Origin of the sequence: Rhizobium sp. 'Codium 1' (assembly GCF_020889605.1) — a bacterium.
In the GTDB taxonomy this organism is placed as follows: domain Bacteria; phylum Pseudomonadota; class Alphaproteobacteria; order Rhizobiales; family Rhizobiaceae; genus Allorhizobium; species Allorhizobium algae.
In genome coordinates, this window is record NZ_JAJGPW010000009.1 from 1 (window position 1) to 21,866 (window position 21,866).

Sequence of the window (21,866 nt, forward strand, 5' to 3'; positions counted from 1 at the left end):
CCGGGTTCGATCACCTATGACAACGCCACTGTTCAGCTGGAAAAGGCACCTGTTGGTTCGACCTTCTTCCACACATTCGCAAACGGTGACGGCCGCGACGTCCGCGAGATCTACAAGGTCAATGCCGACAAGTCGGTGACCCTCGTCAACCGCACGGTTTCCAACGCTTCCTGATCCAAGGGTGCGTGGTGGGCCTCGGGGCTTCGGCCCCGGGGCCTTTTTTCGTGCTCTGCAGGATGCGTCACCGAGCATAGTCGACGGGGACAGCCAGCCCCTGCTTGAGCGTCTCCATGGAGATTGACGCCGAGACGTCGAACAGCTCCACCCGCTTGACCAGACGTCGGTAGACGACGTCGTAATGCTCGACCCGCGGCAGCACGACCTTCAAGATATAGTCGTAGTGTCCGGTCAGCCGATGCGCCTCGACGATCTCCGGAATATCGCTCACCGCGCGGCGAAACTCCTCGATCCAGTCATCGGCATGATGGGCGGTTTTCACCAGCGCATAGACGGTGGTCGGCACGCCCGCCTTGTCGCGATCCAGAACCACGATCCGGCGTGCGATATAGCCACTCTCCTCCAATTTCTGGATCCGTCGCGAACAGGCGGAAACCGACAGTGAAACCATGTCGGCAATATCGCTGACGCCCACGCTCGCATCCCGCTGGAGAATGTCGAGAATCTTCCTGTCTCTATCGTCGATCACGCTGACAAATCCCGCCATTTGATACGCTCGCGCAAAAATTCAGCGCCAAGCAACTGTATCGCCGTATCAGCACAGCGGCAAGACGGCATCACTCCCATCAAATTGCAAACATCGCGCGTTCGACCCCGGGCATCATCGGCCATCAAGTTCGAGGAGACGATGTGATGCAGATGATCGGCCTGATCGGTGGAATGAGTTTCGAAAGTTCGGCGGTTTACTATCGCCTGGTCAACGAAGCCGTGCGGGCGCGGCTGGGCGGCCTGTCCTCCGCGGAAGTCATTCTTCATTCCGTGAATTTCGAGGAGATCGTCACCCTGCAAAAGGCCGGCAAGTGGGACGCAGCCGCCGACCGCCTTGCCCGTGCGGCAGAGGGCCTGGAACGCGCAGGGGCTGATTGCGTGCTGATCTGCACCAACACGATGCATCTCGTCGCCGAACCCGTCGCGTCCCGCATCTCCGTCCCGCTGATCAACATCATCGATGAAACGGCAAGCGTATTGGCGCAGCGCGGCGCCAGCCGCCCGCTCCTGCTTGCCACCCGGTACACGATGGAACACGGCTTTTACGCCGATCGCATGCGCCGCCATGGCATCGAGGTCATGGTGCCCGACGCAGATGGCCGTACAACGACCCATGACATCATCTTCAGCGAACTCTGCGCCGGCGAAGTTCGCCCGCAGTCTCGCGAGAAGCTGATCGCCATCGTCGAAAAGGCCAAGGCCGACGGCGCAGACAGTGTCATCCTCGGCTGCACCGAAATCTGCCTCATTCTCGATCCTGAAAACCTACCACTGCCGGGCTTCGATTCGACAACGATCCATGCAGATGCAGCGGTCGCGTTTGCGCTGGCTGACCCGTCGAGCACCCTCGCCGCCTGACGTGGCGCCCGGTCGAAATCAGATCGATTGGCCGCAGGCACGGCAAAAGCGCCGCACCGTCTCTGCCATGCCGTATTCCAGTGCATCCGCCGTCAGGCCGTGGCCGATAGAGACTTCCGCCAGATGCGGGATCCGCCGGGCAAGCATCGGCAGGTTGGCGACCGTGAGGTCATGGCCGGCGTTGACGGCAAGTCCCTCGGCCTTCGCCGCATCGGCGGTCAAGCCGAGCAATTCGACCTGCCGGGCGGCCTCCTCCGGATTGTCGTGGCAGCCGCCATAAGGCCCGGTGTAAAGCTCGACGCGTTCCGCGCCAGTCGCCCGCGCCAGCGCCATCGACTCGGCCATCCCGTCGCCATCGACGAACAGCGAAACCCGCATTCCCTTCGACCGCAACCGAGCAACCACACCCCTGAGAAATTCCTGGTGCTTGACCAGATCCCAGCCATGGTCGGACGTCGCCTGCGCCGGATCATCGGGAACGAGGGTCACCTGTTCCGGCTCGATTGCCTCGCAAAGTGCCAGGAAATCCTCGGTCGGATAACCCTCGATATTGAATTCCGCCTGGGGGAACTCATCGTCGATCAGGGAGCGCAGAACCGGCAGGTCGCTGAACCGGATATGCCTCTGGTCGGGTCGCGGATGCACGGTCAATCCGCTGGCACCCGCCCCCAGCGCAATCCGGCCGAGAACAGCGACATCCGGCCATGGCAGGTCACGACGGTTGCGCAGCATGGCGATGGCATTGAGATTGACGGAGAGCTTCGCAGGCATGATCACGATTCCGGAGCCAAGGTTCATAGGCCCGCATCTTTAGGACATCACAAGGCGGAAAACCAACGAGAATCGCAAATCATCCGATCTCCGCGATTGATGGATCCAAAACGGAAAAACCCCGGATTTTTAAGGTATTGACCCAAACGCGCTTTGCATTAGTCAGGTGGGCGATTGTGACGGATCGCACAAATGGCTGCCGGCGCCCCTGCCACAGCTTGGCGATCGCCTGGACAAGGTGGAGCGACGATGCCAACCGATGCAAGGATCGACAGCCGTCAGGTGGCAGAGGCATTGGGCAGCGTCCTGTCCAGCCGCACCTTCGCGCGCTCCGAGCGTCTGAGGTCCTTCCTGAAGTTCGTGGTTGAAATGGAGCAGCTGGGTCTGGCCCATCAGCTGAAAGGCTATACGATCGGCATCGACGTCTTCAGCCGCGACGAAGGTTTCGATCCGGGCACCGATCCATTGGTTCGCGTCCAGGCTGGCAAGCTGCGACGCCTGCTCAATCAGTTCTACGCGGAAGAAGGGCGCGAAGAAGCGCTGCGCATTCGTATTCCGCTCGGAGGTTACGTACCGACCTACGAACTGGCAGCGACGGCCCAATCGATCGGGATTGAAGACGACCGCGGGACCGATGCCTCCCGCTGGCACGGCCTGCCCCGTCTGTATCTGGCGCCGCTCCGGCCCAGGGATGGCACGAGCCGGATCTTTGTCAATGCTCTTCGGATCTGGACAGGCCGCCTCTGGGCGGTCGCGATCGCCGGATGGGATGCGGAACTTCACGAACGGAATGATCAGGACCGCTCCTTGCATTTCATTCTGCAGGTGAGGGACGAGGGGGCCTCTGGGCTGTCACTCAGCCTGCGACACCGGCAGTCCGGCAGCGAAGTTCTTGCGACGGGCCGAACACTCGACGCCCCGGGGGACATTCTGGATGTTGCGAGACTGGCGAACCAGTTCGTCGCCGCCAACCTGACGATCCCCGGCCCCATCTACCAGTTTTGCCACGCAAGCGATCTCTCGACGCGCGAAATGAAGTGCCTCGACGCCACCTACCGCTACGCACTCGAAGGCACACCCGATGCCTATATCGCGGCTCGGCGGCATCAGCAGCAATGTTCCGACCTCGGCGACGATACGGACATCTTTGCGGAAATTCCAAGGCTGATCGCCCTTGCCAATCAGCACGCCTGAGGGTCCGTGCACGCGGTTCACGCGTCGTGACGCACCCGAATATAAATTCATTTTATTGCTTTCGAATATGCTTTAGCTCTTACCTAGGCGAGTGACTCGCAGAGGGAGAAACGGGCAAAACAGATCCGAGCGGAACAAAGGAAGAGCAGGCGCGTCGACACAAAACATGGGGGATACATGTCGAACGGACCACACAATCTGCGCAGCATCGCAATACAGCCCGGCACGACAGGACAAGAGATCATTCTCCCGGATATTGCGACTGCGCGCGAACTTCCCAAGGGGCCGGTGGCGATCGCCGACATGGCGGAATTCTTCGGCGTTACGCACCGAACCCTGCATTTTTACGAAGAGAAGGATCTGATCCGGGCGAGCCGGCTGGGCCTCATGCGGGTCTACAGCGAGCGCGACGTGTCGCGCATGGTGCTGATCAATGCCTGCCGAGAGGTCGGCATGCCGATCTCGCTGATCCAGGACCTGTTCGAGACCCTGGCGACGGCGACCTCGAAGACCGAAGCCAACCTGTTTTTCGAAGAGGCCATGCTGGTCCGCCAGCGCGAGCTTGCGGCGAACCTGTCGACGCTGCACCGACAGTTGCGGAAAATCAGCATGCTGCTCACCCCGGAAGAAGAAAGCGGCGTCACCTTACCCCATGTCGACCGGCACCGGCCCGAACTCGATGAGATCGAACATCGCTGCCTGCAGCTGATGGCGGAGGGTTACTCGCAGATCCGGATTTCGCGCACCCTCGAACTCAGGCCAGACGAAACAGAGGCGATCGAACGTCGCGTGGCCGAAAAGCTCGGAGCCCGCAACAGGTTTCAGGCAGTCGCGAAAGCGGTGCTGATCGGTATTGTTGCCAATTGACGCCAGACCGAGGGCAGAATTGGCAAATGCAAAACATGGAGGAGATGTAACGAGACCTCCGCCGGACCCGAGCTTATGAGGACAGCGTTCCACAAGCATGGGTTTCCGCAATGTCCTCACTCCTCTCCCGATATGCCACGCCTCTGACAACCGGCCTTTTCCTGGTCTCTCTCGTCTCAGGCATCGCCCTGTTTTTCCATCTCGGCACAGCCGCCTTTCATGGCATGCATGAATGGTTGAGCATGGTGCTGGTCGCGCCGTTCCTGCTGCATGTCTGGAAGAACTGGCGTCCGTTCCTTGCTTATTTCAAGCGTTTGCCGATGGCGCTGGCGCTGGGCCTCAGCCTTGCCGCAGGCCTCGCCTTTGCGTGGCCGTCCCTGACCGGCAATGCCGGTGCAAGCGCAAACCCGACCGTGGCTATGGTCAGCATCATCGCTGCCGGCACACCGTCCGAGGTGGCGCCGCTCCTCGAAAAGACCGATGCCGAAGTCGTCGCAGCCTTGAAGGAAGGTGGCTTCACCGCTGCCGATGCGGCCACACCTCTCTCCGAGATTGCCACGGCCTCCGGCAAGAACACGATGGCGCTGATGGCGACACTGGCCGCAATGAAGGCGAAATGATGCGAAAAAGGCGCGCTCACCGGACGATGGTGAGCGTCTCCGCTGCACGTGTCACGGCAGTATAGAGCCAGCGCTCGCGCGTGTCGCGAAAGGCCCAGCTCTCGTCGAACAGCACGACGTCGTTCCACTGCGACCCCTGAGCCTTGTGCACGGTCAGCGCATAGCCGTAATCGAACTCGTCATAGCGCTTGCGCGTCGACCAGGGGATTTCGGTATCGATGTCCTCGAAGGCCGCCTTGAGGAGCTTGATCTTGGCCGCACCGCGATCCATGTCGTCGTCCTCAGGCTTGATCAAAAGGTTGATCCCCGGCTTCACCGTCTCGCGCGACGAGGTCATGACCTGCCAGAGTGAACCGTTGAGCAGACCCTTGACCTGCTCGTTCCGCAGGCAGACGAGCTTGTCGCCAGCCTGGGGATAATCGACCGTGAACCCCTTCAATTCCCGCAGGCGCATGTTGTAGCGCCGCCGCGTCTTGTTCGTGCCGACCAGCACCTGGTCGGCGCCGAGCACGAGGTCCTGTGTGACCTCGTTCTTCGAGATCACCCGCGCCGTCGTGCCATAATCGCCATGCATGATCTCCTTGCCTTCGCGAATATGCATCGCAAGCTGGATGATCGGATTGTCACGCGCCTGGCGGTGGATGTCCGTCAGCAGGTAGTCCGGCTCCTGATCGGTGAAGAAACCACCCCCTGAGACCGGCGGCAACTGGCCCGGATCCCCCAGCACCAGGATCGGCGTACCGAAACTCATCAGGTCGCGGCCGAGCGCCTCGTCGACCATCGAACATTCATCGATGACGATCAGCGCCGCCTTGGCGACAGGGCTCTGACGGTTGATCGAAAACATCGGGGCGATCGAGGTCCTGCCGGTCTCCTCGTCTTCAACGGCCTCCTCGCCTCGCGGGCGATAGATCAGCGAATGAATGGTCTTTGCGTTCGAGGCTCCCCGCGAACGCAGCACCTGGGCTGCCTTGCCGGTGAATGCGGCAAACAACACGTCGCCATCGACATGTTCGGCAAAATGTTTGGCAAGCGTCGTCTTGCCCGTGCCGGCATAGCCGAACAGCCGGAAGACGGGAGTTTTCCCCTCTTTCAGCCATTTTGAAACGGCCTTGAGGGCCTCGTCTTGCTGGGGCGCGAATTGCATGGCCTAGGTCATGCGCGGATTCGGACGCCCGATGCAAGGCAAAAGCCGGGACAAACAGAACAAATCATGGACATCACGCCCGGCGCGGATCGTTGGCGAGCTCGATCGGCGCCCCATGCGGCGTCGCTTCCGCCGCCCGCTGCCAGCTTTTTCGCAAAGCCTCGATCGTTTCAGTATCCGCCACCCCCTTGCGCTGAAGAAGACGGGCAAGAGCGGCAACCCAGGCATCGAAATAGTCGGAGCCATTCACAGCCCGCTCCGGCCGATGGACTTCGGCCGAGAGGCTCTCTGCCCATTCCGGCCAGTTGAACACGCCGCGCGCATGGAGATGCACGGTCATGGCAAACGCCTGTGCATGCCAGGGTTCTGCAAAGACCGGCGCTCCCTCGGGTGATCGCGGCAGACCGGGCGAGGCGACGAGATCAGTGCTGGTCTCACAGGCGCTCAAGATAGCTCTCCCAGGCATCGATGGAGACGGTGAGTGTCGGATCGGCGCCCTCGCCCCAGATCTCTGCCGCCGTAAAGATCACGGCATAGACCCATTGCGGGTTCTCGCCGCGCCCATGCGCATTGTCGTCGGGAAAGACGAAGCCACCCTGCACGGCCTCGACGACACCCGCCTTCGCCCGAGCATAGCGCGGAAGGCGGGTATGCCCCGTCGGGTTGAGATTTTTCGTCCGCACCCGGTCACCGATGGCAAACTTCGGCACCGTCGCCACGAGTCGATCACACGGCCCGCCTCGCGCCAGCACAGCATCGACCATTTCGGATTTCAACACACGTTTCGGCGCGTGTCCCTGCTCCAGATGCCGACCGGATGCCAGCTCCTGGCCGGTTGCGAAACCATGCCGTTCGAGCAGTATCTCGATACCGCGTATCCAGATCTCGTAATAGCTGGCCGCCAGATAGTTGGCTGGCGGAATGTTCTCGCGCGCATGCCGGCTTTCGTCGATTGTCCAGGCCCCGAAGGCGCCGCAGGACAGCGTGATGCCGAGCGCCCGCTTCTCCCATTCGGCATGAAAGTATGGCTCATCCTTTTCAGGCGCGACGAGACCGAAGCCCATTTGTCCGCCAAGATCATGCGGCCCGTTCATCGCAATGCCTCCGGCGAAAGCGCGAGACCCGTGCCGATCATCGAGTCCCGCGTCACGAGATTGGCAAGCGCCTCTTCGGCGAGCCCCTCCGTGTCGGCGGGACGCTGAGGCACGACAAGATACCGCAACTCCGCCGTCGAATCCCAGACGCGTATGCCCATGGTCTCCGGCAAGGTCACCCCGAACTCGGCCAACACGCCACGCGGATCGATCACCGCCCGCGAACGATAGGCCGGCGCCTTGTACCAGACCGGCGGCAGGCCGAGCACCGACCAAGGATAACAGGAGCAGAGCGTGCAGACGACGAGATTGTGGGTCTCGGCCGTATTGAAGACGGCCCGCATGTGCTCGCCCTGCCGCCCGGTATAGCCGAGGCTCGCGATCGCTGCCGTCGCATCCCGCTTCAGCCATTCGGCGAAGTTTCGATCGGCCCAGGCTTTGGCAACAACGCGTGCGCCGTTTCTCGGGCCCACCTTCGTCTCGTAGGTCTCGACGATTGCGTCGATTGCATCAGGATCGATCAGGCCCTTTTCGGTCAGAAGGGTTTCCAGTGCTTTGACCCGCGCCTGCATGTCGGAATAGTGGTTATCATGATGATGATCGTCGTGGTCGTGGTGATGGCCGGACATCATTGTTTCCTATTTCAGCATGGGCCAGAGACTGAGCACCAGGAGCAAAGCCATGGTGATGTTGAACCATTTGAGCCGCACCGGCACCGAGAGCCACTCGCGCAGCGCCGAACCGAAGCCGGCCCAGGTCGACACGCTGGGCACGTTGACCGCGGCAAAAACCAGCGCGACGATCGAAACTGTCAGAGCATATTGCTCCGGGTCAGGATAGACCGCCATCGCCGTGATCGCCATGACCCAGGCTTTCGGATTGACCCACTGGAAGGCGGCCGCGCCGAGAAAGGTCATCGGGCGGGCCTTTGCCTCGCCCTTGCCCATCGAGCGTGACGAGCCGATTTTCCAGGCGATCCAGAGAAGGTAGAGCCCACCTGCGACCTTAAGCGCGACAAAGGCCGGTGGATAAGCGGACAGAAGCGCGCCGAGACCAAGCCCCACGGCGATCAGCAGCGAGAGAAAGCCGGCACCGATGCCAAACATGTGGGGAATGGTCCGCCGGAAGCCGAAGTTCACCCCCGAGGCGAACAGCATCATGTTGTTCGGTCCCGGCGTGATCGAGGTCGCGAAGGCGAAGAGGGCGAGCGCGAGCAGCGTATCGACCGACATGAATGTTTCTCCTCCAGATCTTGAGGTGAGCCTAGCTGGCCCATCCTCACAAACCATCCGCAATCTTGTGACGGTGACACGAAGGGTCCTCAGTGGAGAGCACTGCGTCATTTGACTCTTGCTGCGCCGATGCGTGTGGTTATCCTGATGACGACACAAGCGAGGACCGCACGATGCACGACGCCATTCCGACTGTCACCTTGCCGGGCGGCGAGGACGTCCCGAGCCTCGGCTTCGGCACCTGGATGATGGGCGAGGACAAGTCCGTCGCAAAAGTCGAAATTGATACCATCAGGCTGGCGCTCGATCTCGGAATGACAGTAATCGACACCGCCGAAATGTATGGTGACGGCGGCGCGGAACGCATTGTCGGCACGGCGCTGAAGGACAGGCGCGAGGACGCCTTCCTCGTCTCCAAGGTCCTCCCATGGAACGCGAGTTACAGCGGCACCATCAAGGCGTGCCACGCCAGTCTCGACCGGCTGGGCACGGATCATCTCGACCTCTATCTCCTGCACTGGCGGGGTGAGTACCCGCTCGACGACACGGTCGCCGCCATGGAAGAACTGAAGGTCGCTGGCCGCATACGCGCCTGGGGTGTTTCCAATTTCGACATCGGTGACATGGAAGAACTTCTCGAGGTGGCAGACGGCAAGAACTGCAGCGTCAATCAGGTTCTCTACAATCTCTCCCGCCGTGGTATCGAATTCGATCTTCTGCCCTGGTGCCAGGAGCATGGCATTCCGGTCATGGCCTATTCACCGATCGAGCAAGGGCGGATTCTGGACAATTCCGAACTGATCCACATCGCCAAGGCCTATCAGGCCACCCCGGCCCAGGTCGCCCTCGCCTTCCTGATGGAACGTGAGGGCGTGATCCCGATCCCGAAGACCTCGAGCCCTCGCCGCCTGCAGGAAAATCGCGAGGCTGTTGATCTCGACATATCCGAGGATGACTGGGCGCGCCTCGATGCCGCCTTCTCACCGCCGGCGCGCAAAGTGCCGCTGGAGATGCTGTAAAAGGTGGAGGAGCAAGCGCTCCCGATCCTCTCCCCAGCATCGGAAAATCGTGATCTATCCACAGGCCCTGCATTTGCGGCACTTTACGCCAGCCCCTCAGGAAATTAGGAGATTGCCTAATTCGAGAATTGCGGAGACAGAGCCGCACGGCTGAGGGACCACATGGCGAAACGCGGCAAGACCGACCTGCACCCGGCGATGGACAAGACCTCGTCCCGCGTCTTCCATGCCCTCGCTTCCGATCCTCGCCGCATGATGCTGCTACACCTCTCCCAAGCGACCCTGACCGCTGGCGAGATCGCAGCCCGTTTCGATATGGCCAAGCCCTCGATCTCCCAGCACCTCTCGATCCTGGAAAATGCCGAGCTGATCGAAGGCGAGAAGAAGGGGCAATACATCCACTACAGCCTGAAATCTGCGGCCCTGCGGCATGCGCTGGCAGCGATGTTGACGGCGACCGAAGTCGCGGGCGAAGAAGCCGAGGCAGCGGCTAGGGAGGGCACGGCTACGAAGGTCAAAAAGCCCTCGAAGAAAAAGGCCGACCCGGCAGAGTCCGAAGTATCCGCCCAGCAGCCTGGCAAAGCCTCGAAGGCTCAGAAGACCGAGAAACCCGCCAAGGAAAAGCCGAAAAAGGCGGACGCCGATCTGCCTCCGGCACCACAGCAGATGGGCCTTCTCGACCTGCTCGGCATGAACTGAAAACAGAAAGGGCGACCGAAAGGCCGCCCTTTTGTTATTTCGGGAAATCTCGAAGTCCTTACATGCCCTGTGGACCACGGTTCATCGCGGCGATCCCGGTGCGGCAGATCTCGTTGAGGCCGAGCGGCTTCATGATCGAGACGAACTGGTCGATCTTCGACGACTTGCCGGTGATCTCGAAGATGAAGTGGTCGACGGTCGCGTCGACCACCTTGGCCTGGAAGGCATCGGCCAGGCGCAACGTTTCGGCCCGCATCTCGCCGGTCGAGACGACCTTCACCAGCGCCACTTCGCGCTCGATTGGCCGTTCCTGGCCGAGTTCGCGCGCCCTGACCGTCAGGTCCAGCACCCGGTGTACGGGTACAATCCGCTCGAGCTGCGCCTTGATTTGTTCGAGCACACCGGGCGTGCCGCGCGTGACGATGGTGATGCGCGACAGATGCGCCTCATGCTCGGTCTCGGAAACGGTCAGGCTCTCGATATTGTAACCACGGCCGGAAAACAGGCCGATGACGCGGGCGAGAACGCCCGGCTCATTGTCGACCAGCACCGAGAGCGTATGGCTCTCGATGGCGGACGTTTCCTTGGCGATGAAATAGGCCGAACCGGTCGGCTGAAGATGTGCGTTCATGGTTCTGTTCCTCCCGGTCAGACGAGCTGACGGCCCTTGGCATCGATGGCATTGGCAACGGCTTCGTCGGTCGCCTCGTCCGGCAGCAGCATCTCGTTATGCGCCTTGCCCGACGGGATCATCGGGAAGCAGTTGGCGAGATTGGCGACGCGGCAATCGAAGATGACGGGCTTCTTGACGTCGATCATTTCCTGGATGGCACCATCGAGATCTCCAGGCTTCTCGCAGCGGATACCGACCCCACCATAGGCTTCCGCCAGCTTGACGAAATCCGGCATGGCTTCCGTGTAGGAGTTCGACAGTCGGTTGCCATGCAGCAGCTGCTGCCACTGGCGCACCATGCCCATATACTGGTTGTTCAGGATGAACACCTTGACCGGCAGCTCGTACTGGATGGCGCAGGACATTTCCTGGATGCACATCTGGATCGAGGCGTCGCCCGCGACATCGATGACCAGCGCATCGGGATGCGCGACCTGCACGCCGATGGCAGCCGGCAGGCCGTAGCCCATGGTGCCGAGACCGCCCGAGGTCATCCAGCGGTTCGGCTGCTCGAAGCCGATATACTGGGCCGCCCACATCTGGTGCTGGCCGACTTCGGTCGTGATGTAGGTATCGCGATGCTTGGACAGCTCATAGAGCCGCTGCAACGCATATTGCGGCATGATGACATCCTTGGACGGCGTGTAGGCGAAGGAATTGCGGGCCCGCCACTTGGCAATGCTCGTATTCCAATCGGCCGTCTGGGAAGCCTCGGGCTTCTTCGGCAGAGCCCGCCATGCGCGAACCATGTCTTCCAGAACCCGGCCGACATCGCCGGTGATCGGCACGTCGACGCGGACATTCTTGTTGATCGACGACGGATCGATATCGATGTGGATCTTCTTCGAATCCGGCGAAAACGCATTCAGGCGCCCGGTGATGCGGTCGTCGAAGCGCGCACCGATGCAGACCATGACGTCGCAATCATGCATGGCCATGTTGGCTTCGTAGGAACCGTGCATGCCGAGCATGCCAAGCCAGTTCTTGCCCGAGGCCGGATAGCAACCGAGGCCCATCAGCGTCGAGGTGATCGGGAAATCGGTGAGCGAAACGAGTTCGCGCAGCAGCTTGGTGGCTTCCGGGCCGGAATTGACGACACCCCCGCCCGAATAGATCACCGGCCGGCGGGCCGTAGCCATCAGTTCGACGGCGGCCTGGATTGCGCGTGCGTCACCGGTGACCTTCGGCTGGTAACTCTTCAAGGCCTTGTGCGAATCCGGTGGGGTATAGGTGCCGGTGGCGAACTGGATGTCCTTGGGCACATCGACGAGAACCGGGCCAGGACGACCGGTCTGGGCGATACGGAAGGCCTCATGGATCACGCTGGCCAGCTGGTTGACGTCCTTGACCAGCCAGTTGTGCTTGGTGCAGGGACGCGTGATACCAACGGTATCGCATTCCTGAAACGCATCCGAGCCGATCAGCGAGGTCGGAACCTGACCGGAGATGCAGACCAGAGGGACGCTGTCCATCAGCGCGTCCTGCAACGGGGTGACGGCATTGGTAGCGCCGGGACCGGATGTGACCAGCATGACGCCGACCTTGCCGGTCGAACGCGCATAGCCTTCCGCCGCATGGCCGGCGCCCTGCTCGTGACGAACCAGGATGTGCTGGATTTCGTCCTGCTGGAAGATCTCGTCATAGATCGGAAGCACGGCCCCGCCGGGATAGCCGAAGATGTGCTCGACACCGTTATCTTTCAGCGCGCGCAGGACGATCTCGGCGCCAGTCATCTGATTGTCTTTACCCGTCATGCTGTGTTTCCATCTGCCTTCTTGGTTTTTGGGCTGATAACCCGGTTCAGGGCATAAAAAAAGGCCCCTTGAGGAGCCTGTCATCTAGCGCATGGGTGGCTATCGCCGGATGGTTACACCATCCTGCCCATGCGCCGTCCCACCACGATAAGTGCAACCGAGTTTTTCATGGAGCGAAGTGTTAGCCAGAAAGCAGCCCAGCGTCAACGCATCTTTCGTAACTTTTGCTGACGGCTCGCGAAAGTTTGTTGCGCCGAAGCCTTCAATCTTCGCGGCCGCTTTAACGAAATACACCATATTTTAAGCGCTCAGTCCTAAGCTTGCGCCAGCAGGGAGAATGCGCGCTTGTTGAACGATGATCTTCACAAGTCCGGCGACGCCGGAGACCAGGAGCGCCGCGATGGTATGCGGCCAGGCAATCGAATGTTGGGGCGCGTCGTCGCCTGCAATGGCTCGCGCGCGACCATTTCCGCCGTCGCTGCGGAAGGCGGCACCGATCTCACAGAACTCTGGTCCGTCGGCCGTCTGATCTCCATCACTGTCGGCAAGAACCGCGTCGTGGCACTGGCCTATTCGATGCAGACCGAAGGCAAGGACTGGGGCGAAGGCGCCGACAACCAGTTCCTGATCGAGGTCGAGCTCATGGGCGAGGTCTATGTCCAGGAGGACGGGAAGGAGACCTTCTCCAGCGGCATTTCGCGCTATCCCTATCTCGGCGCCATCGCGCATCGCATTCGTGCGGCCGACCTCTTGCGCATCTACGACACCCGCCTCAACGACACGGCCGTCATCGGAAAACTGACCCAGGACGAGACGATCGACGCGACCATCCACATCCCCTCGATGCTGTCGAAGCATTTTGCCGTGGTCGGGTCGACCGGCGTCGGCAAATCGACAGCCGTTTCGCTTCTCTTGCGCAAGGCGATCGAGAGCGACCCAAAGCTCCGCGTCCTGATCCTCGACCCTCACAACGAATTTGCCGCCGCCTTCCCGGATCTCGCTGTCGTCATCGACACCGATACGCTCGACCTGCCCTTCTGGCTGATGCGCCTGGACGAATTCGCGGAGGTCCTCTTCCGTGGTCGACCGCCGGTGGCGGAGGAACTCGATATTCTTCGCGATTTGATGCCCGAAGCAAAACGTGCCTTCCGCGGCAATGAGAGCGCCCTGATGCGCCGCATGGCCGACAAGAGCTCGATGACAGCAGACACGCCCGTCCCCTACCGCATCGCCGACCTCATGGCGCTCATCGACGAGCGCATCGGCCGGCTCGAGGGGCGCGGTGAAAAGCCCTTCCTGCGGTCACTCAAGATGCGCATCATGTCCGCGGTCAACGACCCGCGCTATCACTTCATGTTCTCCAACAACACGATCAGCGACACGATCATGGAGACGATCGCGCACATCTTCCGCATCCCGGGAGACGATCGCCCGGTCTCGACCTTCCAACTGGCCGGGATTCCCTCCGAAGTCGTCAACTCCGTTGCCTCGGTCCTTTGCCGCATGGCCTTCGAACTTGCGCTGTGGTCAAACGGTGCGATCCATATGCTTGTCGTCTGCGAGGAAGCTCACCGCTACGTCCCGGCCGACCCCAATCTCGGCTTCTTCCCGACCCGTCAGGCCATCGCCCGCATTGCCAAGGAAGGCCGCAAATACGGCGTGTCGCTCGGTGTGATCACCCAGCGCCCCGGAGAGCTCGACCAGACCATCCTTTCGCAGTGCTCGACGCTCTTTGCCATGCGCCTCGCCAACGACCGCGACCAGGAGATCATCCGCTCGGCGATCCCCGACAGTTCCATTTCGACCACCAGCTTCATCTCGTCCATCGGCAATGGTGAAGCCATCGCCTTTGGCGAGGCGATCGCCGTTCCCATGCGCATGCGCTTCACGCGCGTCGACGAATCGGCATTGCCCAAGGCGAACGGCGTCACCGCGAAAAACACGGAGGAGACACCGGATACGGTCGATCTTCGCAACATCGTCGGTCGTATGCGCGCCATTGCCGGCCCCGACATTTCGGCTTTTCAGCAGAGCTTCGACAATGGCCTTGGCCGCGTTGACATTCCGCTTGCGCCAGAGGGCATCTACGACGATGAGGAGTTCGAAGATGATGACGAAGGTTTCGGCAGCATGAGCCAGCCCCTCGCTCCGCCTCAGGCTCCTCGACCCATGGCGACCAGCATGCCGCTCGCGCCGCCGCCACCTGTCACGCGCCCGGCCTATGATCCTCCGATCCAGCGACACACATTGCCATCGTCGGAAACGCCACCGATCGAGCCTTATCGTCCCGACATGCTTCCCCGTGCCGACATGCCTCCCCGTGCCGGCATGGAAGAGCGCATCCGCCCGCGCACCGAAATGCCTGCCCCTGCCCCCGCATACGCGACGGAGCCGGCACCCGCGACCTTCGCCTCGCAACCACTGCGCCGCGAGGGCAGCTCCTCGCTTCGGGAAAGCATTCTGAAGAAGCCGCTGTCGAGCCTCTACAAGCGCGATTGAAAGGACTCAGCCGATCCGGAATGTAACCGGGTCGATGCGCTGCCAGCTTTCATCCATCTGGTTGCGGAACCAGGTCATCTGCCGCTTGGCATATTGCCGCGTCGCCGCAGAGGCTCGATCGGTCGCCTCTGCGCGGCTGATCCGTCCCGCCACCATATCGGCAATCTGCGACACGCCGATTGCTTTCAGGGCCGGCATTTCGGCCGCAAGATCAAGCGCAAGCAACGTCTTTACCTCCTCGACGGCCCCCTCCTCCATCATCATCGCAAAACGCCGGTTGATCCGATCGTGGAGCAGGGCTCTGTCGGGCAGGACGACAAGTTTCAGCGACCTCTCCGGGTCGATCAGCATCGGCCCGGAGCGCTTCTGGAACTCGGTAATGGAGCGTCCCGTCGCGCGAAACACTTCCAGGGCTCTGACGATCCGCTGGCCATCACTGGCGTTGAGCCTTTGCGCTGCCGTCGGGTCCAGTCTGCCCAGTTCTGCATGCAGAACCGCGGCCCCTTCCACCTCCAACCTGCGCCGTATTTCACTCCGCAGCGCATCCGGCACGGGCGGCATGTCCGAAAGTCCTCCCGTCAGCGCCTTGAAGTAGAGCCCCGTCCCGCCGACGATGACCGGCAGACGCCCCTCCTCCTTCAGCTGTCGCAGGAGTTGTTCCATCTCCCTCAGCCAGTCCCCGGTGGAGTAGCTGCGCGATGCGGGCACATGGCCGTAGAGTTCGTGCGGAACCCCGTCCATCTCCTGCGCGCTCGGCCGGGCGGTCACCACCCGCAGCGTGTCGTAAACCTGCATGCTGTCGGCATTGATCACGATGCCGCCATGGCGTCGGGCAAAATCGAGCGCGAGCACGGACTTGCCGCTGGCGGTCGGCCCGGTTATCAGGATCGCGTCTGAGTTCTTGCTAGGATCTTCCATCATGGCCTTGGTTGCCACGCTTGTCGCCAATCCGTCAAACCCTGTTCTGACCCCGGCGCTCGCCGAGAGGGCAGCAGATGCGGTCGCATCGACGCGGCTCTACTGGCTTGCCGACGGCATTGCCTGCGACATCCCGATCCCGGACGGCACGGACGCGGTCGATGCGGAGCGCCGATTGCGTGAGGTCATTGCAGGCCAGCCCGTGGATATCGCCGTGCAGGACGCCGAAACCCGCCGCAAATCCTTCCTGATTGCCGATATGGATTCGACCATGATTGGCCAGGAATGCATCGACGAACTGGCAGCCGAAGTCGGGTTGAAGGAAAAGGTGTCGGAAATCACCGCACGCGCCATGAACGGGGAGATCGCATTCGAACCAGCCCTTCGCGAGCGGGTGGCGCTGCTCAAGGGCTTGCCGATTACAGTGGTCGACGAGGTGATTGAAAAACGCATCACCCTGACGCCAGGTGGCCGCGAACTGATCGCCACGATGAAGGCCAGGGGTGGGTATACCGCACTCGTCTCGGGCGGTTTTACCGTGTTTACCAACAGGATCGGCGCCACGCTCGGCTTCGATGAAAACCGCGCCAACATTCTCATCGAGAGTGACGGCTTTCTGACGGGGGCGGTCGCGGAACCGATCCTCGGCAGACAGGCCAAGGTGGATGCGCTGCTCGACATCGCCCGTAGGCTCGGTATTTCCCCTGAAGACACGATTGCCGTCGGCGACGGCGCCAATGATCTCGGCATGCTCGGCATTGCGGGATCGGGCGTCGCATTGCATGCCAAACCCGCCGTTGCCGCGGAAGCCCGTATCCGAATCGATCACGGCGACCTCACCGCCCTCCTCTACCTCCAGGGTTATCGCAAGACCGATTTCGTCCCGGGGTAACCGACCTTCCATGATCATTGTCGAAACAGAGCGGGTCGTTCTTCGCAATTGGCGGGACGAAGACCGTGATCTGTTTCGTGAAATCAATCGGGACGAGAAGGTCATGGCCTTCTTTCCGTTTCGTCGCAGCCATGCCGAATGCGACCTGCTGTTCAACCGCAATCGCGACATGATCACCGGGACCGGGCTAGGCTTCTACGCCCTCGCCGATCGCGACACCGACGAAGCCATGGGCTTCTGCGGCCTGACTCCCGTCGACTTGCCCGGCATCCTGCCGGAGGGATCCGTTGAAATCGGCTGGCGTCTTGCCACGCGGTTCTGGGGAAAGGGTTATGTCACCGAAGCCGCGGAAAGACTTGTCGAGCATGGGCTGACCGCCTTGGGGCTCGCCGAAATCTACGCCTTCGCAGTCCAGAACAATGACCGATCGATCGCCGTGATGCGGCGCCTTGGTATGGAGCATTATGGGGACAGAGACTTCGACCACCCCAAGGTGCCGGATACACATCCTCATTTGAAACGACACGTATTGTATCGGACCACCGCGAGAACTCTCAAGATACGAAAAAAACGAAACGACCAATTTACTCAGACTTAAAAAGTAGATGCTAAATATCGCGCATGGAGAAAACAGTCCCGGCGCGTATAGCGGCTTCCGTTGCAGACATGGTCGACCGCTTCCTGCGCCTCGGGGAGAGTGGGCAGACAGCCGACGAAGCATCGCGTATCCGGGCAATCCGGTTATCCGTCATGGCGGCCACGACTCCGTGGATGATGGTCGCCAATCTCTGCAATGCGCTTCTGACACTATTTGCGTTCAAGGATAGCCCGTCATCGACATCGGTTTTCGTTGTCTGCAGCCTCATTCTCGCAGTCGCCGTCTACACCAGCTATACTTGGTTGCGGAACCGCAAACGAGGGCCGCGAGAGCGGGCGAGCATCCGCGGGACGAGCCGTGCCGTCATCTACGCATTTCTCTTGAGCGGCCTTTGGGCAATGCTCGACGTCGTGGCCTATCACACGGCCGATGAAACGCAGAGAATGGTGCTGATCGCGCTGACGGTCGGCATGGCCGGCGGAGGCGGTTTTGCGCTGGCGACGGTGCCACCGGCCTCTCTCGTCTTCTGCAGCACGGTAGCCGTAGGCGCCGCCATCGCGCTCTCGCGCGATCCTTCGATCGTCGGGGCCTACCTCTTTGTTCTCTATCTGGTATTTGCCGCCATCATCATCCGTTCCTCACTGGCGGTCTGCAACAGTCTCACCGAACGTGTCCGCGCAAAGCTTGCCGCCGACGAACAGCGTGATGTGATCAACCTTCTCCTGAATGATTTCGAAGAAAATGCCGCTGACTGGCTCTGGGGCGTCGACCAGGGCATGAACATGGAGCGGGCATCGATCCGCTTCTATGAGCAGCTCCAGGTGCCCGAGGGCATGGTGGTCGGCAAGCCACTGATCAACATCATGCCATTCTCAACCGTCGGCATAGACGGATTAGACTGCCGGCAGAATTTTGAGGCCTGCCTGGAAAAACGCCAGTCGTTTCGCGACCAGGACATCTGCGTGGAACTGGGCGGCGAGCTGGCGATCTGGTCACTGACTGCCAAGGCCATTCTGGATGAGCATGGCAATTTCAAGGGGTATCGCGGCGTCGGGCGTGATGTGACCGCCAGCCGGGAGAGCCGTCTGCGCATCGAGCACATGGCCCGCCACGACCCCCTGACGGAGGTTGGCAACCGGGTCATGTTGGCCGAGGATTTCGCCCGCGCCGTCTCTCGCTACGATCGTCTCGGCGACGCTTTTTCCGTCCTCGTTCTCGATCTCGACCGCTTCAAGCAGATCAACGACAACCTTGGACATGCTGGCGGCGACGAACTTCTGCGGGTCGTCTCGAGCATTTTGAGCCAGCTCTGCGGCGATGCAGACACGCTCGCCCGCATCGGCGGCGACGAATTTGCCATATTGCACCTGTCGGGAGACGATCCACAAAGCGCAGCAAGCCTCGCCGCAAGGATCATCAATACCCTCCAGAAACCCATTACCCTGCGGTCCGGCTCGGCACATATCGGCGTCAGTATCGGCATCGCCTGTGCGCCGATCGACGGCATCGATCCCGACCAGTTGATGCGTAGTGCCGATCTTGCGCTCTACCGGGCAAAGGCCGACGGGAGAAACCGCTATCGGTTCTTCGACAGTTCCCTGGACGCCGCCGCCCGCCGCCGCAGCCTGATCGAACGCGAACTGGCGCTGGCGATCGCTGAAGGAACGCTTGATATCAACTACCAGCCACTCGTCGATGCCCAGAGCCGGCAGATCGTCTGCGCCGAAGCTCTCGTCCGTTGGAGCCATCCGACGCTGGGAGCGATCAGCCCTGGCGAGTTCATCCCCATTGCGGAAGAGACCGGCCAGATCGGCGCCATCGGCAGCTTTGTGCTGCGCCAGGCCTGCAAGGACGCAGTCAACTGGCCCGCCCATATCCGCATCGCCGTCAATCTGTCATCGCGGCAGTTTCTCAGTCCGGGCCTCTTGCCACTGGTTGAGTCGGCGCTGAGACAGAGCGGCCTTCCGGTCAATCGGCTCGAACTCGAAGTGACGGAAAGTCTTCTGATGGACATGAGCTCCGGCGTGGAAGAAACGCTTGCAGCGCTCTCCCGTCTCGGGCTTAGAATTGCCCTCGACGACTTCGGAACGGGCTTCTCCTCCTTGAGCTACCTGCGTCGCTATCACTTCGACAAGCTGAAGATTGATCAGTCGTTTATCTCAGATCTCGAAACCAATCAGGACAGCCGCGCGATCGTTGAAGCAATCATCAATCTCGCGCGCGATCTGCGCATGAGCGTCGCGGCAGAAGGGATAGAGACCAGTGCCCAGTTCGATATGCTGCGGCAGCTCGGATGCGGCGAAATCCAGGGCTACCTCGTCGGTCGACCGATGCCGGTCGACCGGTTCGAGGATTATCTCCGCGAAAACGGCAGTGCCGTAGAGCGCCTCTATGCGTGACGTCTATTCCAGGGGAACAGCAACGAGACGCAGGTTGCCGTCCTTGTCGGCGATCATCAGATAGCCGCTGCGGCGCCCCTCGCCCTTGATGCTGGTCAGCTTCTCGGCGACCTGCTTCGGCGTCTTCATGAATTCCTGTGCCACCTCGACAATGACCTCGCCGACCTTCAGTCCCTTGCCTTCAGCTTTGGAACCCGGAAGCACGCGCGTGATCAGTACCCCCTCGACACCCTCGGCGATCGAGAAGCTGACGCGCTTGGCATCATCGAGGTTGGACAGTTCGACCCCGATCAGGCCTTCGGTCACCGGTGCGCTTGCCTCGTCCTGAGGTGCAATCGTCTCGCCTGCGCCTTCCTCGGCATCCGGAGCCGGATCTTCCGGCATCGGCTGATCGGTCGGAGGCGTTGCCGGATCCTCCTGTCCATCACCGTCGGGTGCGGTCTCCTCTTCGTTCGGCTCCTGAGTCGTTTCCGCCTCCGTCTCGTCGCTGGCAACCTCATCGTTTTCCAGACGACCGAGAGTCACCTTCACCGTCTGCTCCTTGCCATCTCTGAGGATCACCACGTCGAGCGGCTCCCCGATCGGGCTTTCCGCCACGATGCGGGTCAGATCGCGTGTCTCGGAGATCGGCCGGCCATCGAAGCTGGTGATGATATCTCCGACCTGGATCGGGCCTGTGGCAACGGGTCCGCCTTCGACGATCCCGCTGATCAGGGCGCCCCGCGCGCGACCGATCTTCATGCTTTCCGCAACTTCGTCGGACACGGGCTGAATGCGCACACCGAGCCAGCCACGGCGCGTCTCGCCGAATTCGATCAGCTGATTGACGATGTTCTGCGCAAGCTCTGTTGGGACGGCAAATCCGATGCCGATCGAACCACCGCTCGGCGAGATGATCGCGGTGTTGATCCCGATCACCTCACCGCTCATGTTGAACAACGGGCCGCCGGAATTACCCTTGTTGATCGCCGCATCCGTCTGAATGAAGTTGTCGTAGGGGCCGGCATTGATGTTGCGGCCGCTGGCCGAAATGATGCCGACGGTGACCGAGCCGCCGAGACCGAACGGGTTGCCGATCGCCATGACCCAGTCACCGATCCGCATCTTGCGGGAATCACCGAACTTGACCGAGGTGAGCGGCTGCGGCGGCTCGACCTTGAGCACGGAAAGATCGGTCTTGGTGTCCGTGCCGATCAGCTTGGCCTTCAATTTCGAGCCGTCCGAGAAGATGACTTCAATGTCGTCGGCGTTCTCGATGACGTGGTTGTTCGTGACGATGAAGCCTGTCGGATCGATGACGAAACCGGAGCCGAGCGAATTCACCCTGTTATTGCTCGGGCCGCTTTCGCGATTCTTGTAGAAATCCTCGAACAACTCCTGGAACGGAGAACCGTCCGGCACCTGCGGCAGGGGACCATCGCCTTCCTCGGCGACACTCTGCGAGGTCGAAATGTTGACGACGGCTCCAAGCAGGCCGCTGGCGAGATCGGCCACCGATTCGGGCCCCTGCGCCTGTGCAGGCTGCTGAGCGATGACGGGGGAGACGGCAAGCGCCGTACCCATGAGGAATGCCGACAAGATCGTTCGCGACATGCGGGCAGGTTTCATCATCGGCTTCCTCACTGATTGTCTGGGCTTTTGCTGAACATAAGTCGGTTTGGGCGGAGGGAAAATCACAATTCCCGGAATAGCTCTATCCGCTGCTTGCGACCAGATCTTGTCAGCCGCGCAGCAGCCACAGGATTGCCGCGCCGAAAGTGACAGCGGTCATGCCGACAAGCCGCAACTGGTCTTCGGGGATATGTGGCAGGAGCCGCGCCATCCGCACAAGAAATCGAGGGGCCAGCGCATAGGCCAGCCCCTCGATGATCAGAAAGATGGCAATCCCTGCGAACAGGTCATCCAT

The 21,866-nt window shown here is 61.2% G+C and carries 22 protein-coding genes; 10 read left to right on the top strand and 12 right to left on the bottom strand.

What is annotated here, in order from left to right:
• Nucleotides 1-241: 241 nt before the first annotated feature.
• Nucleotides 242-706: an Lrp/AsnC family transcriptional regulator gene (locus LJE98_RS18560; protein WP_229576760.1), complete on the bottom strand. Its 465-nt coding sequence runs from the start codon at nt 704-706 to the stop codon at nt 242-244.
• Between the two features lie 164 nt (nt 707-870).
• Here LJE98_RS18560 and LJE98_RS18565 point away from each other — a divergent pair, with 164 nt between their 5' ends.
• The gene (locus LJE98_RS18565) at nt 871-1,584 is read left to right on the top strand and encodes an aspartate/glutamate racemase family protein (RefSeq protein WP_229576761.1); all 714 of its coding nucleotides are present in this window, start codon (nt 871-873) and stop codon (nt 1,582-1,584) included.
• 18 nt (nt 1,585-1,602) lie between these two features.
• On the opposite strand, the gene LJE98_RS18570 is transcribed toward LJE98_RS18565, so the two are convergent.
• On the bottom strand, nt 1,603-2,355 hold the full coding sequence (locus tag LJE98_RS18570) for a pyridoxine 5'-phosphate synthase (RefSeq protein WP_229576762.1): 753 nt from the start codon (nt 2,353-2,355) through the stop codon (nt 1,603-1,605).
• Nucleotides 2,356-2,604: 249 nt separating this feature from the next.
• On the opposite strand from LJE98_RS18570, the gene LJE98_RS18575 reads away from it, so the two are divergent.
• The 3 genes from LJE98_RS18575 to LJE98_RS18585 all read left to right on the top strand — a co-directional run bounded on the left by LJE98_RS18575 (nt 2,605) and on the right by LJE98_RS18585 (nt 5,036).
• Nucleotides 2,605-3,549: a hypothetical protein gene (locus LJE98_RS18575; RefSeq protein ID WP_229576763.1), complete on the top strand. Its 945-nt coding sequence runs from the start codon at nt 2,605-2,607 to the stop codon at nt 3,547-3,549.
• Nucleotides 3,550-3,726: 177 nt separating this feature from the next.
• Nucleotides 3,727-4,416 carry a MerR family transcriptional regulator gene (locus LJE98_RS18580; RefSeq protein WP_229576764.1) on the top strand — a complete coding sequence of 230 codons (690 nt, stop codon included), beginning with the start codon at nt 3,727-3,729 and terminating at the stop codon, nt 4,414-4,416.
• Between the two features lie 110 nt (nt 4,417-4,526).
• Nucleotides 4,527-5,036 (top strand): DUF4405 domain-containing protein, encoded by a 510-nt coding sequence (locus LJE98_RS18585; protein ID WP_229576765.1) that lies wholly within the window; start codon nt 4,527-4,529, stop codon nt 5,034-5,036.
• A 16-nt stretch (nt 5,037-5,052) separates the two neighbouring features.
• Here the strand turns inward: LJE98_RS18585 and LJE98_RS18590 are convergent, their stop codons facing one another.
• From LJE98_RS18590 to LJE98_RS18610, 5 genes are all read right to left on the bottom strand, one after another.
• Nucleotides 5,053-6,183, bottom strand: a complete 1,131-nt coding sequence (locus tag LJE98_RS18590) for an ATP-dependent DNA helicase (RefSeq protein ID WP_229576766.1) — start codon at nt 6,181-6,183, stop codon at nt 5,053-5,055.
• A 73-nt stretch (nt 6,184-6,256) separates the two neighbouring features.
• Nucleotides 6,257-6,631 (bottom strand): nitrile hydratase accessory protein, encoded by a 375-nt coding sequence (locus LJE98_RS18595; RefSeq protein WP_229576767.1) that lies wholly within the window; start codon nt 6,629-6,631, stop codon nt 6,257-6,259.
• Nucleotides 6,618-7,277 carry a nitrile hydratase subunit beta gene (gene nthB, locus LJE98_RS18600; protein WP_229576768.1) on the bottom strand — a complete coding sequence of 220 codons (660 nt, stop codon included), beginning with the start codon at nt 7,275-7,277 and terminating at the stop codon, nt 6,618-6,620. The genes LJE98_RS18595 and nthB overlap by 14 nt, the downstream gene beginning before the upstream one ends.
• Entirely contained in the window at nt 7,274-7,906 is a 633-nt protein-coding gene (gene nthA, locus LJE98_RS18605) for a nitrile hydratase subunit alpha (protein WP_229576769.1), read from the bottom strand. The genes nthB and nthA overlap by 4 nt, the downstream gene beginning before the upstream one ends.
• Before the next feature lie 9 nt (nt 7,907-7,915).
• Complete coding sequence (locus LJE98_RS18610; protein ID WP_229576770.1) at nt 7,916-8,509, bottom strand: LysE family translocator; 594 nt, start codon at nt 8,507-8,509, stop codon at nt 7,916-7,918.
• 173 nt (nt 8,510-8,682) lie between these two features.
• Between LJE98_RS18610 and LJE98_RS18615 the strand changes: the two genes are divergently transcribed.
• Nucleotides 8,683-9,528, top strand: coding sequence for an aldo/keto reductase (locus LJE98_RS18615; RefSeq protein ID WP_229576771.1), 846 nt, complete (start codon nt 8,683-8,685; stop codon nt 9,526-9,528).
• A 162-nt stretch (nt 9,529-9,690) separates the two neighbouring features.
• Entirely contained in the window at nt 9,691-10,227 is a 537-nt protein-coding gene (locus LJE98_RS20200; RefSeq protein WP_267499127.1) for a metalloregulator ArsR/SmtB family transcription factor, read from the top strand.
• Nucleotides 10,228-10,285: 58 nt separating this feature from the next.
• Here LJE98_RS20200 and ilvN read toward each other — a convergent pair whose 3' ends face one another.
• Nucleotides 10,286-10,858: an acetolactate synthase small subunit gene (gene ilvN / locus LJE98_RS18625; protein WP_076398065.1), complete on the bottom strand. Its 573-nt coding sequence runs from the start codon at nt 10,856-10,858 to the stop codon at nt 10,286-10,288.
• Nucleotides 10,859-10,875: 17 nt separating this feature from the next.
• Nucleotides 10,876-12,654 carry an acetolactate synthase 3 large subunit gene (locus LJE98_RS18630; RefSeq protein WP_229576772.1) on the bottom strand — a complete coding sequence of 593 codons (1,779 nt, stop codon included), beginning with the start codon at nt 12,652-12,654 and terminating at the stop codon, nt 10,876-10,878.
• Nucleotides 12,655-12,999: 345 nt separating this feature from the next.
• Here LJE98_RS18630 and LJE98_RS18635 point away from each other — a divergent pair, with 345 nt between their 5' ends.
• Entirely contained in the window at nt 13,000-15,153 is a 2,154-nt protein-coding gene (locus LJE98_RS18635; protein WP_229576773.1) for an ATP-binding protein, read from the top strand.
• 6 nt (nt 15,154-15,159) lie between these two features.
• Here the strand turns inward: LJE98_RS18635 and miaA are convergent, their stop codons facing one another.
• On the bottom strand, nt 15,160-16,074 hold the full coding sequence (miaA, locus tag LJE98_RS18640) for a tRNA (adenosine(37)-N6)-dimethylallyltransferase MiaA (RefSeq protein WP_229576774.1): 915 nt from the start codon (nt 16,072-16,074) through the stop codon (nt 15,160-15,162).
• Between miaA and serB the strand changes: the two genes are divergently transcribed.
• Genes serB through LJE98_RS18655 form a run of 3 tightly spaced genes read left to right on the top strand, consistent with a single transcriptional unit; the run spans nt 16,073 to nt 19,960 of the window.
• Entirely contained in the window at nt 16,073-16,963 is an 891-nt protein-coding gene (gene serB, locus LJE98_RS18645) for a phosphoserine phosphatase SerB (protein WP_229576775.1), read from the top strand. The two genes, miaA and serB, sit on opposite strands and share 2 nt — an antisense overlap.
• 10 nt (nt 16,964-16,973) lie before the next feature.
• Entirely contained in the window at nt 16,974-17,561 is a 588-nt protein-coding gene (locus tag LJE98_RS18650; protein ID WP_229576776.1) for a GNAT family N-acetyltransferase, read from the top strand.
• A gap of 23 nt (nt 17,562-17,584) precedes the next feature.
• Entirely contained in the window at nt 17,585-19,960 is a 2,376-nt protein-coding gene (locus tag LJE98_RS18655) for a putative bifunctional diguanylate cyclase/phosphodiesterase (protein WP_229576777.1), read from the top strand.
• Nucleotides 19,961-19,963: 3 nt separating this feature from the next.
• Here the strand turns inward: LJE98_RS18655 and LJE98_RS18660 are convergent, their stop codons facing one another.
• Together LJE98_RS18660 and LJE98_RS18665 are read right to left on the bottom strand one after the other, a co-directional pair.
• Nucleotides 19,964-21,553, bottom strand: a complete 1,590-nt coding sequence (locus tag LJE98_RS18660) for a Do family serine endopeptidase (RefSeq protein ID WP_420710178.1) — start codon at nt 21,551-21,553, stop codon at nt 19,964-19,966.
• Between the two features lie 127 nt (nt 21,554-21,680).
• Nucleotides 21,681-21,866, bottom strand: coding sequence for a DUF2065 domain-containing protein (locus LJE98_RS18665; protein WP_229576778.1), 186 nt, complete (start codon nt 21,864-21,866; stop codon nt 21,681-21,683).

Bases quoted from the DNA above. Each gene is read 5' to 3' on its own strand.
- LJE98_RS18565 (WP_229576761.1), top strand. From the start codon at position 871: ATGCAGATGATCGGCCTGATCGGTGGAATGAGTTTCGAAAGTTCGGCG.
- LJE98_RS18570 (WP_229576762.1), bottom strand. From the start codon at position 2,355: ATGCCTGCGAAGCTCTCCGTCAATCTCAATGCCATCGCCATGCTGCGC.
- LJE98_RS18575 (WP_229576763.1), top strand. From the start codon at position 2,605: ATGCCAACCGATGCAAGGATCGACAGCCGTCAGGTGGCAGAGGCATTG.
- LJE98_RS18580 (WP_229576764.1), top strand. From the start codon at position 3,727: ATGTCGAACGGACCACACAATCTGCGCAGCATCGCAATACAGCCCGGC.
- LJE98_RS18585 (WP_229576765.1), top strand. From the start codon at position 4,527: ATGTCCTCACTCCTCTCCCGATATGCCACGCCTCTGACAACCGGCCTT.
- LJE98_RS18590 (WP_229576766.1), bottom strand. From the start codon at position 6,183: ATGCAATTCGCGCCCCAGCAAGACGAGGCCCTCAAGGCCGTTTCAAAA.
- nthB (WP_229576768.1), bottom strand. From the start codon at position 7,277: ATGAACGGGCCGCATGATCTTGGCGGACAAATGGGCTTCGGTCTCGTC.
- nthA (WP_229576769.1), bottom strand. From the start codon at position 7,906: ATGTCCGGCCATCACCACGACCACGACGATCATCATCATGATAACCAC.
- LJE98_RS18610 (WP_229576770.1), bottom strand. From the start codon at position 8,509: ATGTCGGTCGATACGCTGCTCGCGCTCGCCCTCTTCGCCTTCGCGACC.
- LJE98_RS18615 (WP_229576771.1), top strand. From the start codon at position 8,683: ATGCACGACGCCATTCCGACTGTCACCTTGCCGGGCGGCGAGGACGTC.
- LJE98_RS20200 (WP_267499127.1), top strand. From the start codon at position 9,691: ATGGCGAAACGCGGCAAGACCGACCTGCACCCGGCGATGGACAAGACC.
- ilvN (WP_076398065.1), bottom strand. From the start codon at position 10,858: ATGAACGCACATCTTCAGCCGACCGGTTCGGCCTATTTCATCGCCAAG.
- LJE98_RS18630 (WP_229576772.1), bottom strand. From the start codon at position 12,654: ATGACGGGTAAAGACAATCAGATGACTGGCGCCGAGATCGTCCTGCGC.
- serB (WP_229576775.1), top strand. From the start codon at position 16,073: ATGGCCTTGGTTGCCACGCTTGTCGCCAATCCGTCAAACCCTGTTCTG.
- miaA (WP_229576774.1), bottom strand. From the start codon at position 16,074: ATGATGGAAGATCCTAGCAAGAACTCAGACGCGATCCTGATAACCGGG.
- LJE98_RS18650 (WP_229576776.1), top strand. From the start codon at position 16,974: ATGATCATTGTCGAAACAGAGCGGGTCGTTCTTCGCAATTGGCGGGAC.
- LJE98_RS18655 (WP_229576777.1), top strand. From the start codon at position 17,585: ATGGAGAAAACAGTCCCGGCGCGTATAGCGGCTTCCGTTGCAGACATG.
- LJE98_RS18660 (WP_420710178.1), bottom strand. From the start codon at position 21,553: ATGTCGCGAACGATCTTGTCGGCATTCCTCATGGGTACGGCGCTTGCC.
- LJE98_RS18665 (WP_229576778.1), bottom strand. From the start codon at position 21,866: ATGGATGACCTGTTCGCAGGGATTGCCATCTTTCTGATCATCGAGGGG.